This window comes from Clostridium sp. AM43-3BH (genome assembly GCF_003479985.1).
GTDB classification, from domain to species: Bacteria; Bacillota; Clostridia; order Lachnospirales; family Lachnospiraceae; genus Otoolea; species Otoolea fessa.
In genome coordinates this window covers 236,404-253,611 of the sequence record NZ_QUIH01000004.1, presented here as the reverse complement: position 1 = coordinate 253,611, position 17,208 = coordinate 236,404, and the positions used below count along the sequence as shown (strand labels likewise).

The window sequence follows — 17,208 nt, the reverse complement described above, 5'->3', positions numbered from 1 at the left end:
GATATGGCAGGCGCTTCAGCCGCCAAAAGCACCCCGATACATGAGCTATTCGTTTACATCACGACTATTCTTCCTGCGTCGGATGTTTTTCCTCAATCTTCTGACGGATGCTTAACATCTTGCAATCTGTCTCCGCGATGACATCCGCGCACTTTTTCAGCTCCGCACCGATCTCTGCGGCTTCCTGGGCATCCAGCTGCTTTTTATACTTGAGCTGGTGATCCAGACTCGCCCAGAAATCCATGGCGATCGTGCGGATCTGGACTTCCACACGGATATTTTTCTTACTGCTTGAAAAGAATACCGGTACTTCCACGATCATGTGGTAGCTGCGGTAGCCGTTTTCCTTCGGCGCCTTGATATAATCCTTGATCGCAATGATGGTCACATCATCCTGGCGTTCCAGCATCCGGCTGATCTCGTAAATATCGTCCACAAACGAACATATCACACGGACACCCGCTATATCATCCAGGTTGGACTCCATCGATTCGATCGAAAGCGGAAGTCCGCGCCGCTGCAGTTTTTCTACAATACTCTTCGGCTTCTTCACTCTCGCCTTGATCATCTCGATCGGGTTTCTTGCATTCCGCATGGAAAGCTCATCGTTGAGCACTTCCAGCTTCGTCTTAAACTCTCGAATCGCGCAGCTGTACTGCATCATCGCTTCCTGAAACTGCCTTGCCGTCTCCCGGAATGTCTCAGGAATCTCAAACACCTGAGGCGTATTGACCGCGAAATGGCTCAGCTCGCTGTTGGGATTCTGAGCAATATTCATTTGTATTCTTCCACCTCTTCTATATATCTATATTCTTTTATGCCTTCTCCACTGCGTCAGCCGCCGCATCCAGCCATGGGGATTCCACATACTCAACCAGCCCCTCGTCCACCTTGGACGCAATCGACGGATCGATCGGAATCTTCGCAAGCACCGGAATCTCATACTCGTCTGCCGTCTCCTCGATATGGCTTTCACCGAACACAGAAATCTTCTTTCCGCAGTCCGGACATTCCAGATAACTCATGTTTTCAACCAGTCCCAGAATCGGAATATCCATCTTCTTCGCCATGTTGACCGCTTTTGCCACGATCATCGAAACCAGCTCCTGCGGGGAAGTCACAATGATAATACCTGCCAGCGGCAGGGACTGAAATACAGTCAGCGGCACATCGCCGGTTCCCGGAGGCATATCGACAAACATATAATCAATGTCCTTCCAGAGTGCCTCGCTCCAGAACTGCTTAATCACGCCGCCCACAACCGGTCCACGCCAAATTACCGGATCCGTCTCATGCTCCAGAATCAGGTTCGAAGAAAGAATCTCTATCCCCGTCGAGGTCGTGCGCGGCAGCATCAGCTGATCCGCTGTCACACCTACCATGCCGTGAATGCCAAATGCCTTCGGGATCGACGGTCCTGTAATATCTGCATCAAGAATGCCAACGCGGTTGTTTCTCGCACGCATCTTACATGCCATCAGGGATGTCACCAGGGATTTTCCGACGCCGCCCTTGCCGCTGACTACACCAATTACTTTTTTTACTGAACTCTGTGGATTTAACGGCACCCGGAAACTCTCCATCGTCCGGCTGGCACACGTTTCGCCGCAGCTTGAACAATTATGACTGCAATTCTCACTCATACATACTTCTCCTTTTTATCAGGTTGGATTCTGATCGTTCGCTAGTTTTCGTTTTTGCATCCTCTTCAGACGTTTTCCAAGACCAAAAACCTGTAACGCCCAAATCCTCCCCTGTCGTAATCTCCGTACATTTTACCATATTTTCTGCAAAAATGATAGGGGGCAAACACAACTGGCAGCGTTACAAAAGAATGTGCCGTTACTGTACACGTATGCGTGAACAGTAACGTTTTCTATGAGACAAAAACAGACAGCCCGTTTGCTGCACTGCATTCAGACTGTCTGTCTTTTTTATATCCTATTCATTTTTCTCTACAGATACGCCTGTACCATCGGGCGCAGCCGTCTTGCCATGATCGCCGCCAGAATGCAGAGAATATAATCCGCCGGCATCTCCGGCAGGCAGTAAACCAGCACAATCGCTTTCCAGCCGATCGGCTGCAGGGTTACGAGATGGGTAATCAGATAGAAATAAACCATTCCCATTCCATAATATACCACATATCCAGCCGTCGCCGCCGTCATCAGCGCTCCCATTTTCCAGGAATTCAAACATTCACAGACCTTTCCCATGACCCACGCCGCAAGGAGAAATCCCAGCAGAAAACCAAAGGTCGGGCGCAGCAGATACGCCGGACCGCCGCCGCGTGCAAAGATCGGGACGCCCGCAAGTCCAATCAGCAAATAGACACCCACACTGGTAAATGCCCGTCTGGAGCCCAGCAGAAATGCTGCCAGCATCACGAAAAACCACTGCAAGGTGAAGTTCATGGTATCTGCGCCGGTCGGAATGACAACCTTGATAAATGCCCCCACGGCGACCAGCGCCGCAAACAGACCGCAAAGCGCCACATCCTTCGAATGTTCCCGGCTCCGCGAAACTGCTTTTTCTCTCATCTGTTTTCCTCCATCATGCATGATGCATTTTTTCATAAACGGTTCCTTTCATGGCATGCAGCCACCGTGCCTGCAGACTTTCGCTGTCCATGTATGTTTCCTTTTGCTCAAAACGAATCCTCCAGCATCACTCCGCCTGGAATTTACGGATCATCCGCACAAGCCCAAGACTCTCCATCCGTTTTGCAATCAGATAAAAGAGTGCTGCATCCACCGGCCACTTGATGAGATTCTTAAGCACACGCATCGGCAGAAGCACCATCATTGCTTTTCCAGACATCATGCTAAGCCAGAGTGTGTTCAAAAATATGTTGCAGATCAGCGCCACCACCAGATCCGCCCAGAGCGCCCGGCGGAAGGTAAGCGGTTTCCGATACAGAATTGTGCCATATAGCACGCCGCCCAGCATCGCATTCAGCGTAAATCCCGGAAAAAATGCCCCCGTCGGCTTTACGACATATTTGACCAGGTCCAAGACTCCGCCATAGACCGCTCCAGCCACCGGACCGAAGAGGTAGTAGACAAACTGGTTGACCACACCGCCGAATCCGATTTTCAAATACGGACCAGCCTCAATCGTGAAGTATCCCAGAACAACGGAGACAGCCATCAGCATGGCGGCAGTCGTGAGTGTTTTCACGTGTTTCAGTTCCTGAAAGGATGCCTGATAACATACTGCAAATTTTTTCATAAAAAAATACCTCCTTTTCTGCAGATCTCTCGAACCACATCAGGAGATAGATTGTATCAACGATGCAGCGGGATGCGGAATACTGACCGCGAAACCCCGGAAGGTCTCTTCGTCCGGCTGACAACTCCCTGTTCAACCGGCACTTAACGCCTGTATTCCTACTCTGCGTTTCTTTTTTTATCTTTTACATCATACCACAATTTTCCCGCTTTTCAAGCACTTTATAAGCGCATCTGTCATTTTCGAACCAGTCAGCATTTACTCTTCTTTTTGGCTCTGTTCGCTGTATTCCCTAAACGCACGATCCATCTCGATATAGTTGCGTTTCAGGGAAACCGGCTTTCCGTCGCGGGTCAGGAAACAATGGCGGCTCTCGCCCACGCAGCGGATTGCGCCCGTTTCCTTGTCAAAAACCGTGTATTCCAGCGTCATGCGGATGCCGTTGTATTCCTTCATCTGAACCAGCACCTGCACCGTCTCGCCAAACCGCGCCATGCTCTTATAATCGCAGTGAACCGACAGCACCGGGCTTATGATCCCCTGTTTTTCCATGATGTCATATCCCATTCCCATCTGCTCCATCATGTCGATCCGCGCTTCCTCAAACCAGTGTAGGTAATTTGCATGGTGAATGATTCCCATCTGGTCGGTTTCATAATACTGCGCTTTGTGTTCGTAAATTTTCAGTTCCATAAAAACCCCTCTTTTCCATCTAAAAAGGGATACCTGCACAACTGCAATTTCTGCCGTTCTGCAATATCCCCCTCTGGTTCTGATATGTGTGTCACCGTCCGCACACTGTGCAGGCAATGGCTGATACCTTACTGTTCCAGTTCTTCTCCGAGTCCGCTCTCGATCGCCTCGGTAATTGTCTTCAGCGCTTCTTCCTCATCCGGTCCGTCGCAGGCAACCGTGATCTCGGTGCCGCACTTGATACCCGCTGCCATCACGTTCAGCACGCTCTTTGCCACAATATGTTTCTCCCCGCACTCAATCAGAGTCCGGCTCTTAAATTTCATCGCGGTCTGCGAAAGCACGCCAGCCGGCCGCAGGTGAAGTCCCGATGGATTAACCACTTTCACTTTCTTCGATACCATAGCTGTCCCTCCCTCGTCAATTCTTAGTTTCTAATTACTCTAATTTTAGTCTAAGTAGGGCAGACTGTCAAGCGTTAGACCAGCACCTGCTGCGCGTAATTAACAGACGCCATCGCATCGCGGCAATACGCATCCGCTCCGATCATATCCGCGTATTCCTGGGTCAGAACCGCGCCGCCGACCATGACTTTCGCCCACGGTGCTTCCTTGCGGAGCTGCTTGATCGTCTTCTCCATGCTCGGCACGGTGGTCGTCATCAGGGCGGACAGACCGACCAATCTTACATGGTTCTTGATCGTCTCTTCCACGATCGCCTCCGGAGCTACGTCCTTACCTAAATCCAGCACATCATAGCTGTAATTCTCCAATAATACTTTTACGATATTTTTTCCAATGTCATGAATATCGCCCTTGACGGTCGCCAGCACGATCTTGTCCTTCTTCTCTCCTGCTTCCCCGGAGGACTCCATCTGGTTTTTGATGACCTCAAACGCCGATTTTGCCGCCTCCGCACTCATCAGAAGCTGCGGCAGAAAGACGGTGCCTGCCTCAAAACCCTTTCCGACCTTATCGAGTGCCGGGATCATGCAGGAATTGATGACGGTCAGGGAATCCATGGTCTTTAAGAGTGCCCCGGCTGCCGATGCCGCCTGCTCTTTTAAACCTCTCTCCACACTGACCGTAAGCTGATGCTCCGGACCGGATGCCTGGCTGCCAGTGTCCGCACTGCCGGAAGCTCCAGCTGCACCTGCCGCCGGGGCACCCGAACCTGCGCTGCCTGCTGCACCTGCGCCGGAAGCTCCGCCCGCACCTGCCTTTGGAATCGCCAGCTGCGCTGCCTGCTCAATATAATCGCCGCAGTGTTCATCCAGTGCTGCCAGGGCCCGGTAGCTATAATAAGAACGCATCATTGCCGCCGAATTTGGATTGATGATCGCCGCGGTCAGACCGCTCTGCATCGCCATCGTAAAGAAATTGGAGTTGACAATCTCACGCTGCGGTAATCCGAAGGAAATATTTGAAACGCCGAGAATCGTATTGCAGCCAAGTTCCTGGCGGACACGGCGCACCGTCTCCAGTGTCACCAGCGCGCCGGTCGGCTCGGAGCTGATCGTCATACAGAGCGCATCGATCACGATGTCTTTTTTCTGGATGCCATACTTTTCCGCCTCCGCACAGATTTTCCGCGCGATCGCCATACGTCCGTCCGCCGTCGCCGGAATGCCTTCCTCGTCGATCGTCAGCGCAACCACCGTGCCGCCGTAATGTTTTACCAGCGGAAATACAGCGTCCATGACCTCCTGTTTGCCATTGACAGAGTTAATCAGTGCCTTTCCATTATAAATACGCAGCGCCTGTTCCATCGCCTCTGTGTCAGTCGTATCAATCTGCAGCGGAAGCTCGGTCACCGCCTGCAATTCCTGTACGACCTCGCGCATCATCGCCACTTCATCGATCTCCGGCAGTCCCACGTTGACGTCAAGCACCGCAGCGCCATTTTCCTGCTGGGTGATCGCCTCGCGCAGGATATATTCCAGGTTGTGATCGCGCAGCGCCTGTTTGAATTTTGATTTTCCGGTCGGATTGATGCGCTCGCCAATAATGACCGGATCGGTTCCCATCTCAACTACCGACGCGTAGGAAGTGATGAGAGTGTCATTTTTCGGCTCGATCGGCTTTCTCGTTCTGCCCTTACACATCTCTGCCAGCAGACGGATGTGCTCCGGGGTCGTACCACAGCAGCCCCCGACTGCCGAAACGCCCATCTCCAGCATTCCTTTCATTTCCTCGACAAATTCTGGCGGATCAATATCATATACGGTCTTTCCTCCCTCGCTTCGCGGAAGTCCCGCATTTGGATTGACAACCACCGGGATCGACGCATACCGAAGCAGTTCTTCCACAATCGGCTTCATCTGAACCGGACCTAATCCACAATTGATTCCAAGCGCATCCACGCCCAGACCTTCCAAAAGTGCCACAACGGACTTCGGTGTTCCGCCGGTTAAAAGTTTGCCTTTTCCATCGAAAATTGTGGTTGCAAAGATTGGAAGATCGGAATTTTCCTTTGCCGCCAGAACCGCTGCCTTGAGTTCATACGTGTCGCTCATCGTCTCGATCAGAATCAGATCCGCGCCGCCTCGCACGCCTGCCTTTACCACCTCGGTATAGATGGAGACCGCCTCCTCAAAGTCCAGATCACCCATTGGCTTTAAAAGGCGTCCGGTCGGTCCCAGATCCAGCGCTACATAACCACGGCCGCAGTGTTCTACCGCTGTCCGGGCATTTTTCATCGCCGCATCCACGATCTCATCCAGATTAAACTTGGCTGCCTCATTGTATTTCAGGCGGTTCGCGCCGAATGTATTCGATAAAATAATATTCGCGCCCGCGTTCAGATAATCCTCATGGATCTTTACCAGAACCTCCGGATGCTTGATATTCCAGGTTTCCGGCAGTTCGCCCGGTTTCAGCCCGGCTCCCTGTAAAAGACTTCCCATTCCTCCGTCAAATACCAGTATTTTATCGTTCCAATCTTCCCGTATACCCATGTCAGCTTCCTCTCTGTTTTTTGTTTCTTACTTATTTATCTCTCCGGTACAGGCAGTTTTTGTTTGAACAGACCTCACAGCCCTCTTTCACACAGCCCGCCGCTATCTTCGATACTCCGATGACCGCCGTCACCGACTTGGACGGCATCATCAAAAAACTTTCCGTCAATGTAATCCCCACCGTCTTTTCCGCTTCCAGTACCCGGCAGAAATCCGGCTGGCACGAAAGCGGCAGATCTCCATAACCTGGCGAAAAGCGGGGACGCAGATAGAGTCCTTCTTCTGCTGCCTCCGCTTTTAATTTGTCATTGATTTCATTGCAGTAACTCTCAATCCGTGCCGCCGCGCACGCCTGCAGGACAACCGCCCGGCTCATCGAAAGACGGCTGTATCGGCGCAGAAGCAGATCCACACCAGCCCCCAGCGTCGCCGCAAAAAGGATGACCTCCTGGCAGTCCTTTAAATTGCGGCTGAGCGCCCGGCTTTTTACTTTAAAACACGTAAAATCAAGTTCTGAATCTGGCAGCAGCGTCAGCGGATAACGTCTGTAAAAGCTCCGGCAGTTGACGGATCGCTCTAATTCTTCCAGACAGTCCTCCACCAGATCTTTCGTCTGCAGATCCGGCTCCTGCTGCCCTTTAATTCCTAAATACCGATATATTTCTCTCCGATTGACTTCTGCCATTACAGAATCTCCGACAGGTTGTTCTTAATCTGCGCCGCTACATCCGGTTTATTCATCGAATATACATGGATTCCATTTACATGGTTCGCAATCAGATCGATGATCTGCTCAGTTGCATAGGCGATACCTGCCTGCTTCATCGCTGCCGGGTTATCACCAAAACGATCTACGATCGCCTTGAAGCGTGCCGGAAGGTAGGTGCCGGACATGCTGCAGATGCGCTTGATCTGACTTATGTTTGTCACCGGCATGATGCCTGCGACAACCGGAACCGTGATTCCTTTTTCTCGGATACGGTACAGGTAATTATAAAGGATATTATTGTCAAAGAACATCTGGGTCGTCACAAAATCACAGCCCGCTTCCACTTTTTCTTTCAGATGCCCGATATCCACCGTCTTGTTGACCGATTCCACATGTCCCTCCGGATAGCAGGCTGCGCCGATGCACAGCTCCGGGCAGGTCTCACGGATCTCGCGGATCAGCTGGGATGCGTACTGATAATCTTTTTCTACCTTGCCGTCTTTCGGAATATCGCCGCGAAGTGCCAGGACATTCTCAATTCCGTGTGCCTGAATCTCGCGCAGGACACTGTGCACCTTCTCACGGGTCGAGGAGACGCAGGTCAGATGTGACAGCGCCGGCACCTGGCAGGTGCTCTGGATATCCGATGCGATCTGGACCGTATACTGGCTTGTGCCGCCGCCTGCTCCGTAGGTCACGCTCATAAATGACGGATTTAACTTTGCAATCTCAAGCGCCGCTTTCTCAACGGAAGCGAAGTTGCTCTCCTCCTTCGGCGGGAACACTTCAAACGAAAGCGTCGGCTGTCCTTTGGCTAAAATATCCTTAATCTTCATCGTATTTATCTCCTGTTCTCATCATTTCGTCCGGTTCTGCCCCGGACCTCTATTGCCTATGTATTCTATATGATTTTTGCTCAGTATACCATATTTCCCCAATGAACGCCAGACTTCCGGCAGCTATCTTCTGGATTGATTTTCTATATCTTGCCATAGGTAAAATCTATAGGAACCAAATAAAATACATAAACATACGATACAGATAATTAATTCCAGACAAAGCAAACAAAATCAGCAAAATCACCAGCACAAGGCTCATTTTCCCCTTCTTTTTCTGATTTTTTCCTTGCTGCACCGCGCTTCGTCTCTGCGTTGTCTGATACGACATACTGTTCTGGTTCTGTGTCCGGACGGATGCCTGTCTGCCTGCGCCTGCTGCTTTCTGCGTCTGGGAATATACCTTCGCCCGGTCCGCAAGCGTGCGGATGGCATCTGTGCCTGCCCTTGCACTCGTTTCCCACGAGGCAGATCCCGCATTGTGGTACTCACAGTCCGTCTCATGCGCCGGGTGGCGCTCATTCAGATAATAAGTTGCATTGACATAGTTAGGATTCCGGATCCACTGTTTACAAAAAGAACAATAATGACCATACTTGATCGGATGGTCGCAAATCGGACAAATTCGTCTCTGCATGAAATACCTCCCCTCGAATCGAACATACTTTTTCGAAAACACCTCGTCAATTATTTTTTATTGTATCATAACTTTTTTACTTTTTTCTATATTTTCTCTTGTATTTTCTCCATTTCGTGTTAAAATACAAACGTCCATTACACCTGTCAAGACAGGTGTAAGCCATTTATTTGACCGGAATGGCTGAAACGATTCATTCCGTTCACAATTATTTTACTCTGGGAGGTTCTATCAATATGGAACGTGTGAAAGCTTTTCTGAAACGGAAGCAGGTTGTCATCTCCGTTCAGACGTATCTCATCGATGCGCTGGGCGCGATGGCATTTGGTCTGTTTGCTTCTCTTCTGATCGGTACCATTTTCGGCACGCTGGGGGAAAAAACAGGCGTTGTAATTTTTACTACGATCGCAGGCTACGCCAAGAGCGCGACCGGTGCGGCGCTCGGCGTCTCGATTGCCTACGCCTTAAAGGCACCGACGCTCGTCCTTTTCTCCGCCGCTACCGTCGGCATCGCGGGCAATGAACTCGGCGGTCCGGTCGGCGCGCTCGTTGCCACCATCATCGCAGCCGAGCTTGGAAAAATCGTCTCCAAAGAGACACCGGTTGATATTCTCGTCACCCCGGGCGTTACCATCATCTCCGGCATCCTGGCCGCACAGTTTGTCGGTCCGGGCGTCTCCGCATTCATGACCGCTTTCGGAAATCTGGTGAAGACAGCGACCGTCATGCAGCCGCTTTTCATGGGTATTCTGGTTTCTGCCCTGATCGGCATCGCCCTGACGCTTCCGATCAGCAGTGCGGCAATCTGCATCATGTTAAGCCTCGACGGTCTGGCAGGCGGTGCCGCCACCGCAGGCTGCTGCGCGCAGATGGTCGGATTTGCCGTTTTAAGCTTCTGTGAAAATAAATGGGGTGGTCTTCTGGCACAGGGACTCGGAACCTCGATGCTCCAGATGGGAAATATCGTCCGGAACCCGAAAATCTGGATTCCACCGACACTCGCCTCGATGGTCACCGGTCCGCTCTCCACGATGGTCTTCCATCTGGAAAATATTCCAGCCGGTTCCGGCATGGGAACCTGCGGTCTCGTCGGACCGATCGGCATCTACACCGCCATGCAGGGAAGTGGAAATTCGATGATGTGGCCGGGCATCCTGCTCATCTGCTTCGTGCTTCCGGCTGTTTTGACCCTGTTCTTCGGCGCACTTTGCCGGAAAGCCGGATGGATCAAGGAAGGCGATTTGAAGCTGGATCTATAATTATAGCTCCATGTGCTTCCAATTATCCATCATTCCTATCTGGCATCTGTCCTTAGAATCAGCCAGATTGTCACGGTTCACGCATACGTGCCCAGTAACGCCAGATTCAAAGACCTATGACAGCAAAACAGGCATTGAAATGCTCTTCATCCACCACTGTGTGGATAGCAAGCATTCCAATGCCTGTTTTTTGATCCAGTTATCTTTTCTTTTCCCTATTCCTTATCGTTCTTCTTTCCCCAGCAGCTCCCGCATACTTGCGAGCAGCTTCGCCTCTTTGTCTTCCTTATATTCTCCGAGCAGGACCTCTTCAAACTCCTTCTCCACCTTCATCCGGCGGAAATACGAGCTCATTTCATCCGCCATGCCGGAGAGCCGGTTTAACAGGCGGGAGAAATCGCGCAGCATCACGTCGTCCTTGTGGTACGGATAAACAATGTCGTGGTCAACCTCACTCCATCCCTCCTCGAACAGCGTTCTCGCCTGAATCTCGACGTAGTAACCGCGGTATTTGATGATGTAGTGAAGGGAACGGTAGATACCGCCTGACTTGATTTCGATCACATTTTCATCGTAGATCCGGCTGTCCCCGTTTCGGCGGTATACCTTCGGACGCTCTGCAATGTAGCAGTGTGTCTCATCGTTGTCAAAATCGCGCTCACGGTCTTTTACATACTGCTCCGGGGCATTTTCAAACGCCGATGTGATGTATTCATGGAAATGACGCCAATCCTCACGGTACAGGAAGAATACACGGATACCGATAAGGTCCGTCACGTATTTCCAGTAATTATCAACTCCCAGCTGGGCAAATTTCTCCGGCTGCTCTTTTTTCTTGCGGATGATCTTCTCCAGCAGATGCCCCGGTGCCTTGGTACGGTAACGGTAGGAATGGATCCCCGCTTTTTCAATATCATACAGATACTTATCTACAAAATCCTTGCCAATCTCCCGCAGCTTTCCCTCGATCGTCGCATAATGATCCGCGATCGCAGTCAATTCCTCCCAGGAAACGCCCGCCGCGTCAAAGTCTTCCTGTTCGATCCGATATTTTCTTAAAAATAAATCTCTCTCCATTATCTCCTCTTTATCGGAAGCCCACTGAGCGCAGGAACCGGGCAAATGCCTCCCTGCCTTCCGGCGTACACTTATATACGCCCGCGTCTTCCAGTACCTGCTCAAAGACAAGACCTACCTCTTTTTGCAGGATTTCGTTTATATTTTCACTTGTTATATGCTCATACTTCGGCAGGAACTCATCCACCCAGTCCGCATGCTTTTCAAGCTCTGGATTGGAACGGATATCGCCTCCGGAAAGGATCGCCTCCGCCAGATCGGCAAGCTCCTGTTTCAATCTGGACGGGAGCACCGCCAGACCCATGACCTCGATCAGACCGATATTTTCTTTCTTGATGTGATGCAGCTTCGCGTGCGGATGGTAAACACCAAGCGGATACTCATCCGTCGTGATGTTATTGCGGAGCACCAGATCCAGCTCATAGAAATCGCCATTCTTTCTGGCAATCGGCGTGATCGTGTTGTGCGGTTCTCCGTCCGTCTCGGCATAAATAAAGGCATCCTCATCCGTATAGCTGCGCCATGCACACAGCACTTTTTCGCCAAGATCAATCAGGCGGTCCGGATTCTTGGAACGGGTCCGCAGAACTGACATCGGCCATTTAACGATTCCGGCTTCCACATCCTCGAAGCCTTCCATCTCAAATTTCTGTTCAATCGGCGCTTTTGCCATCGCAAACGTGTAATGTCCGCCCTGGAAATGGTCGTGACTTAAAATCGAACCGCCGACGATCGGCAGATCCGCATTGGACCCCAGAAAATAGTGCGGGAACAATTTCACAAAATCAAACAATTTGACAAACGTTGCCCGTTCGATCTTCATCGGCGTGTGCACACCGTTGAACACGATGCAGTGCTCATTGTAATACACATACGGCGAATACTGAAAGCCCCACTGGCTGTCATTGACCGTGATCGGGATAATGCGGTGGTTATTGCGCGCCGGATGGTTGACACGTCCGGCATAGCCTTCATTTTCCTTGCATAAGAGGCATTTCGGATAACCGCTCTGCTTTGCCAGTTTGGCTGCCGCGATTGCCTTCGGATCTTTCTCCGGCTTAGATAAATTAACCGTGATGTCCAGCTCCCCGTATTTTGTATCTGTTTTCCATTTCATATCTTTGGAAACACGGTAACGGCGGATGTAATTGGAATCCTGGCTCAATTTGTAATAATAATTGGTTGCCGCCTCCGGCGATTCCTCATACAATTTCCAGAAATGTCCAATCACCTCGCTCGGGCGCGGCATCAGGCAGTTCATCAGCTTCGTGTCGAACAGATCGCGGTACACCACGCCGTCCTCCTTCAAAACGCCCGTCTCATGTGCATAATCAAGCAGGGCATCCAACGTCTCTTCCAGTGAAATCTCCCTGCATGCGCCCTGTGGTTCTTCATATTCATCCAGTCCCAGAACCTCGAGAATCTGGTTCGTCGCGTAAATGCGATCCGACTCCTGAAGAAGCCCCGTATTGACTCCGTACTGTACTAAATTTCTGATTGCTTCATATACTGCCATACCCTATCCTCCTGACTGAAAAACAACCTTGCTGTTTCATTCTTATCCTTTTTATAACTTTAGCTGCCCGTATACCATTGCGCCACCTTATCTCATGGCATTTTCGGTTCCAAAAATGCCTGCATATGAACAGTCACTGTACATCCTCTTACTCTTGTGACTTCCATTTACATAAATTTTGTCAAATCCAGACATTTTAAGCGGTTTACCAGGATTCCTCCGAGAAGCCCAATCAGCGCCCCCGCTGCCGTTCCGGCTGCCAGAAGCACCGGAAGATAGTAGAACAGACTCGCATTTTCCACCACCAGCGCCGCCACGATAAGCTGCCCGATGTTGTGTCCCGCACCACCCAGGATGCTGACACCGGTCACGCCGAACCAGTCCAACCGGCGGAACACCACCATCAGAAGAAGGCTGACCGCAGCACCTGCCAGACTATACAGCATCATCGACAGGTTTCCAAATGTAAATCCTACCAGCACGATACGCACCAATGCAATCGCCGCTGCCGCACCGGCTCCCAGCAGATACAGGCTCACGATCGACGCCAGATTCGCCAATCCCAGCTTGACCCCCGGAACGCCCAGGTTGATCGGTATCAGGGTCTCAACATAGCTCAGCAGAAATGCCAGCGCTGTCATCATTCCATATAAAGCGATTTTTCCGGCTCTGGATGTGCCTGCTCGTCCTTTTTTCTGCATTTCTTCCTCCTCTGTATACCTCTATAAATATATTAGTAAAAATTTTTAGTTTTGTAAAGCGCGTAACGGTTCACAGATAGGAATTTTCTGAACTAAAAATTCCGTACGATACAGTTCTGGCGTTACTGTTCACGCATACGTGCCCAGTAACGTTCTGGCTGCCGGTGCATTTAGTTTCTGGGCCGTAATCTTGACTTTCCTATCAACCTTTGTTAGAGTAGTTGCAGACATTTTTGCAAACATAGTTTCAAACCGAATTTTCGATATTTTTAAGAATGGAGCTCTTTATGAAAAAAAAGGATTTATCCGCGCTTCTGACACTTCTTGCCGTCGTATTTTTTGGCTGCGGCGCGGCGCTTCTTTTCAGCAAATCCCGCCGGGAGCCGATCAGCCGTTCCGCGTTTCTGCTGAATACATTTGTCAACATCACACTCTATGATTCGCAGGATGAAGCGATCCTTGACCACTGTGTGGACATGTGCCAGGAGTACGAAAACCGTTTCAGCAAGACGATCGAGGGCAGCGAGCTTTACAAGTTAAACCACCGCAGTGCCGACGAGACGACTTTTACCGTCTCCGACGATATGGCGGCGATGATTTCTGAAGGACTGCATTACAGTGAGGTTTCCCATGGTGCCTACGACCTGACGATCGAACCGCTCAGTTCTCTCTGGAATTTTACCAGCGACGAGCACGTGATCCCGGCGGAGGATGACATAACAGCGGCGGCAGAACGCGTCAACTGGAAAAATGTGAAACTTGACGGAAATACTTTAACCTTCCTCTCCCCGGACACGACGATTGACCTCGGCTCCATCGCCAAGGGCTACATTGCCGACCGCATGAAAGACTATCTGACCGAATCCGGCGTCGAAAGCGCCATCATCAACCTGGGCGGCAACGTACTCTGTGTCGGTGAGCGCACAAACCACCAGCCGTTCCGCATCGGGCTGCAGAAACCGTTTGCCGACTATGCAACGGTCTTTGCCGATCTGAATATTGATGACATGTCCGTTGTCTCCTCCGGCGTCTATGAGCGCCATTTTGAAAAAAACGGTGTCAATTACCATCACCTGTTAAACCCGAAAACAGGCTATCCGTACCAGAACGGACTGGTCTCCGTGACGATCGTCTCCCCGCGTTCGATGGACGGCGATGTACTCAGCACGACCTGTTTCTCGATGGGACTGGATAAGGGTCTGGAACTCATCAATTCGATGGATGGCATTTATGCTTATTTTATCACGGATGATTATGAACTGATTTACTCGGATGGAGCGGAGGCATTTATTGATGAAATCAAAGAAAAATAGAAATGATTTTGTTTTGATTCTGGTTCTTCTAGCCGTCATACTCATCGGTTTTCTGGTTGTGCGCTTGCAGCGCCAGAAGGATGCTTTTACCGTTGATGTCAGTGTCAATGGAACAACCGTCGCCACCTACCGGCTGGATGAGGAGATAGACACCTGGATCGACGGGTATCAGGGGGGACAAAATCATCTGGTGATTCAAGATGGATGTGCCCGGATCGAAGAGGCAGACTGCCCGGACAAGCTCTGTGTGAAGCAGGGAACCGTTTCAGAGAGTGGGGAATCGCTGGTTTGCCTGCCGAATAGGGTGGTTGTGGCGGTTAAATAGATATGGTTTGCCAACACGGACGGAAACGCCCAGCGGGTACGCATAATTGCGCCGCTGGGCGTTTTCTGTTTATTTTATTCCACAAATTTGATCGATTTTAAGCAGCTCTTCCTCGCTCAACGGTGCCCCATCCAACATTTTCAGATTATCTAATATCTGCTCCGGTTTGGACGCACCGATGAGAACGCTGGTTACCACAGGATCCTTCATGACCCATTTGAGCGCCATCTGGGAGAGTTTTTCGCCTCTCTGTCCAGCCATCTCGTTGAGGGCGCGGATCTGGCTGATTTTTTCTTCGGTGAGCTGGTCTTTTTTGAGAAATCTGCCGTCGGTCATGACGCGGCTGTCGGCTGGGATGCCGTACAGATAACGGTCGGTTAAGGTTCCCTGTGCAAGCGGGCTGAATGCAATCAGACCTTTCTTTTCTTTGACAGCGGCTTCTTTTAAGCCGTTGTTTTCGATCGTGCGGTCAAAGATGCTGTAGCGGTTCTGATTGATGACGAACGGGCATTTCAGATCACGCAGGATCGCAGCGGCTTCCTGCATTTTTTGTCCATTGTAGTTGGAAAGTCCTGCATAGAGAGCTTTTCCGCTCTTAACTGCCTGATCGAGTGCTCCCATCGTCTCCTCAAGGGGCGTCTCCGGGTCCATCCGGTGATGATAGAAAATGTCTACATACGGAAGTCCCAGGCGTGTAAGGCTCTGATCGAGGCTTGCAAGCAGGTATTTGCGGCTGCCCCAGTTTCCATAAGGGCCGTTCCACATCTCGTATCCGGCTTTCGTGCTGATGATCAGCTCGTCTCGATATGGCATGAAATTTTCCTTTACAATCCGTCCCAGATTTTCCTCAGCACTTCCCGGCTCCGGTCCATAATTGTTGGCAAGGTCAAAGTGCGTGACGCCATTGTCAAAAGCGGTAAAACACAGCTTCCGCATTGTCTCATAGACGCCGGTGCTGCCAAAATTATGCCAGAATCCCAGCGAAACTGCCGGAAGCCTGAGTCCGCTGCTGCCGCAGCGGTTGTAGGTCATTCCATCATATCTTGCGTCTGCTGCCTGATACATATACTCTTTCCTTTCCTACTCCCGTCCAGCCTCTGCCTGAACCTCGCGGATAGCTGCGTCGATCTGTGCCTCTACGGATACCGGCTTCTGGACCGGTGCTTCCGGCTGCTTCTTTACTTTCTGTACGGTCAGCGGCATATTAACGCCCAGCGGATTGAGAACGATGCCCTTTGCCTCCTCCGGGAGTACCTGAGCCAGCTTGAGCGCATCTACGACAACCGGGCGGAATTTCTTCTCACGGTTGAAACGCTGGAACTCGATCACATCCGTAAAGATCGGCTGGAAAATATCTCCGCTCTTTAATTTAACCAGCGGAATGCCATTTCCTTCCTCTGGAAGCGGCACGATATAGCGGCCCTTCGTGAAGTGCGCGCCGATCTCCTCCTGTAAATCGTTTAATTCCGGCGTAATCTCCTGATTTGGATGACGGCGCAGATCCTGCATATAGTAAAGCATCGTCAGGTGCAGCTCCGGGTTCTCCACCCAGACTTTTCCATTCTTGCTCTCCTCCGGGTCTTTGCGTCTTACAAACTCGGTCAGCTGAATCATCTTCTGCTCCTCGCCCACGTGTACCTGGATAGCATTGACACCCATCGTGTAAAGGCTGGTATAGAAAAGCAGAAGGCTCTTTCTGTCTACCTTCGCGATTCCTACCGGAATCTGCTGCTCTGCCAGCTTCTGTGCGCCTACCTTTGCGCCCTCTTCGTCCGTAAACAGCAGGATGGCATCATCCATTGTTTCCGGATCACAGTATACATACGGCTCTTTCGTACATCCGGAAAGAATGGCATATAAGGAATCTGCCTCTCTTAACTTCTGTGCGAAGATATCCGGCTCCTGTTCATTCGTATTTGTCTGCTTTGTCTCGTTTTCCATCCGTCTAATCTCCT

At 50.8% G+C, this 17,208-nt stretch carries 18 protein-coding genes and 1 riboswitch; of the genes, 3 read left to right on the top strand and 15 right to left on the bottom strand.

Annotated elements, in window-relative coordinates; genetic code table 11:
* Positions 1-64: 64 nt before the first annotated feature.
* The 10 genes from DW931_RS08575 to DW931_RS08530 all read right to left on the bottom strand — a co-directional run bounded on the left by DW931_RS08575 (position 65) and on the right by DW931_RS08530 (position 9,062).
* On the bottom strand, positions 65-778 hold the full coding sequence (locus tag DW931_RS08575) for a GTP pyrophosphokinase family protein (RefSeq protein WP_107000490.1): 714 nt from the start codon (positions 776-778) through the stop codon (positions 65-67).
* A gap of 37 nt (positions 779-815) precedes the next feature.
* Positions 816-1,643, bottom strand: a complete 828-nt coding sequence (locus DW931_RS08570; RefSeq protein ID WP_022359355.1) for an Mrp/NBP35 family ATP-binding protein — start codon at positions 1,641-1,643, stop codon at positions 816-818.
* Positions 1,644-1,955: 312 nt separating this feature from the next.
* Positions 1,956-2,540, bottom strand: a complete 585-nt coding sequence (locus DW931_RS08565; RefSeq protein WP_022359354.1) for a biotin transporter BioY — start codon at positions 2,538-2,540, stop codon at positions 1,956-1,958.
* 127 nt (positions 2,541-2,667) lie between these two features.
* Positions 2,668-3,231, bottom strand: coding sequence for a folate family ECF transporter S component (locus tag DW931_RS08560; RefSeq protein ID WP_022359353.1), 564 nt, complete (start codon positions 3,229-3,231; stop codon positions 2,668-2,670).
* A gap of 63 nt (positions 3,232-3,294) precedes the next feature.
* A riboswitch (THF riboswitch) is annotated at positions 3,295-3,399 on the bottom strand.
* Between the two features lie 90 nt (positions 3,400-3,489).
* Positions 3,490-3,924, bottom strand: coding sequence for an acyl-CoA thioesterase (locus DW931_RS08555; protein WP_107000491.1), 435 nt, complete (start codon positions 3,922-3,924; stop codon positions 3,490-3,492).
* 128 nt (positions 3,925-4,052) lie between these two features.
* Positions 4,053-4,328, bottom strand: coding sequence for an HPr family phosphocarrier protein (locus DW931_RS08550; RefSeq protein ID WP_022359351.1), 276 nt, complete (start codon positions 4,326-4,328; stop codon positions 4,053-4,055).
* A gap of 74 nt (positions 4,329-4,402) precedes the next feature.
* Positions 4,403-6,880 (bottom strand): homocysteine S-methyltransferase family protein, encoded by a 2,478-nt coding sequence (locus DW931_RS08545; RefSeq protein WP_118468133.1) that lies wholly within the window; start codon positions 6,878-6,880, stop codon positions 4,403-4,405.
* Between the two features lie 31 nt (positions 6,881-6,911).
* Complete coding sequence (locus DW931_RS08540; protein WP_118468134.1) at positions 6,912-7,565, bottom strand: vitamin B12 dependent-methionine synthase activation domain-containing protein; 654 nt, start codon at positions 7,563-7,565, stop codon at positions 6,912-6,914.
* Positions 7,565-8,425, bottom strand: a complete 861-nt coding sequence (gene metF, locus DW931_RS08535) for a methylenetetrahydrofolate reductase [NAD(P)H] (protein ID WP_107000494.1) — start codon at positions 8,423-8,425, stop codon at positions 7,565-7,567. The genes DW931_RS08540 and metF overlap by 1 nt, the downstream gene beginning before the upstream one ends.
* A 166-nt stretch (positions 8,426-8,591) precedes the next feature.
* Positions 8,592-9,062: a hypothetical protein gene (locus DW931_RS08530; RefSeq protein ID WP_117796165.1), complete on the bottom strand. Its 471-nt coding sequence runs from the start codon at positions 9,060-9,062 to the stop codon at positions 8,592-8,594.
* A 236-nt stretch (positions 9,063-9,298) separates the two neighbouring features.
* Here DW931_RS08530 and DW931_RS08525 point away from each other — a divergent pair, with 236 nt between their 5' ends.
* Entirely contained in the window at positions 9,299-10,321 is a 1,023-nt protein-coding gene (locus tag DW931_RS08525) for a PTS sugar transporter subunit IIC (RefSeq protein WP_022359346.1), read from the top strand.
* Positions 10,322-10,543: 222 nt separating this feature from the next.
* Here DW931_RS08525 and DW931_RS08520 read toward each other — a convergent pair whose 3' ends face one another.
* The 3 genes from DW931_RS08520 to DW931_RS08510 all read right to left on the bottom strand — a co-directional run bounded on the left by DW931_RS08520 (position 10,544) and on the right by DW931_RS08510 (position 13,615).
* The gene (locus DW931_RS08520) at positions 10,544-11,398 is read right to left on the bottom strand and encodes a RelA/SpoT domain-containing protein (RefSeq protein ID WP_265104151.1); all 855 of its coding nucleotides are present in this window, start codon (positions 11,396-11,398) and stop codon (positions 10,544-10,546) included.
* Between the two features lie 10 nt (positions 11,399-11,408).
* The gene (gene galT, locus DW931_RS08515; RefSeq protein ID WP_118468136.1) at positions 11,409-12,914 is read right to left on the bottom strand and encodes a UDP-glucose--hexose-1-phosphate uridylyltransferase; all 1,506 of its coding nucleotides are present in this window, start codon (positions 12,912-12,914) and stop codon (positions 11,409-11,411) included.
* A 167-nt stretch (positions 12,915-13,081) separates the two neighbouring features.
* On the bottom strand, positions 13,082-13,615 hold the full coding sequence (locus DW931_RS08510; RefSeq protein WP_022359343.1) for a Gx transporter family protein: 534 nt from the start codon (positions 13,613-13,615) through the stop codon (positions 13,082-13,084).
* A 287-nt stretch (positions 13,616-13,902) separates the two neighbouring features.
* On the opposite strand from DW931_RS08510, the gene DW931_RS08505 reads away from it, so the two are divergent.
* Entirely contained in the window at positions 13,903-14,928 is a 1,026-nt protein-coding gene (locus DW931_RS08505) for an FAD:protein FMN transferase (RefSeq protein WP_118468138.1), read from the top strand.
* On the top strand, positions 14,909-15,253 hold the full coding sequence (locus tag DW931_RS08500) for a NusG domain II-containing protein (RefSeq protein WP_181357182.1): 345 nt from the start codon (positions 14,909-14,911) through the stop codon (positions 15,251-15,253). Before DW931_RS08505 ends, DW931_RS08500 begins: the two co-directional genes overlap by 20 nt.
* 69 nt (positions 15,254-15,322) lie before the next feature.
* Here DW931_RS08500 and DW931_RS08495 read toward each other — a convergent pair whose 3' ends face one another.
* Complete coding sequence (locus tag DW931_RS08495) at positions 15,323-16,318, bottom strand: aldo/keto reductase (RefSeq protein ID WP_107000500.1); 996 nt, start codon at positions 16,316-16,318, stop codon at positions 15,323-15,325.
* 15 nt (positions 16,319-16,333) lie between these two features.
* Positions 16,334-17,194, bottom strand: a complete 861-nt coding sequence (locus tag DW931_RS08490; protein WP_118468140.1) for an SseB family protein — start codon at positions 17,192-17,194, stop codon at positions 16,334-16,336.
* Between the last annotated feature and the right edge of the window lie 14 nt (positions 17,195-17,208).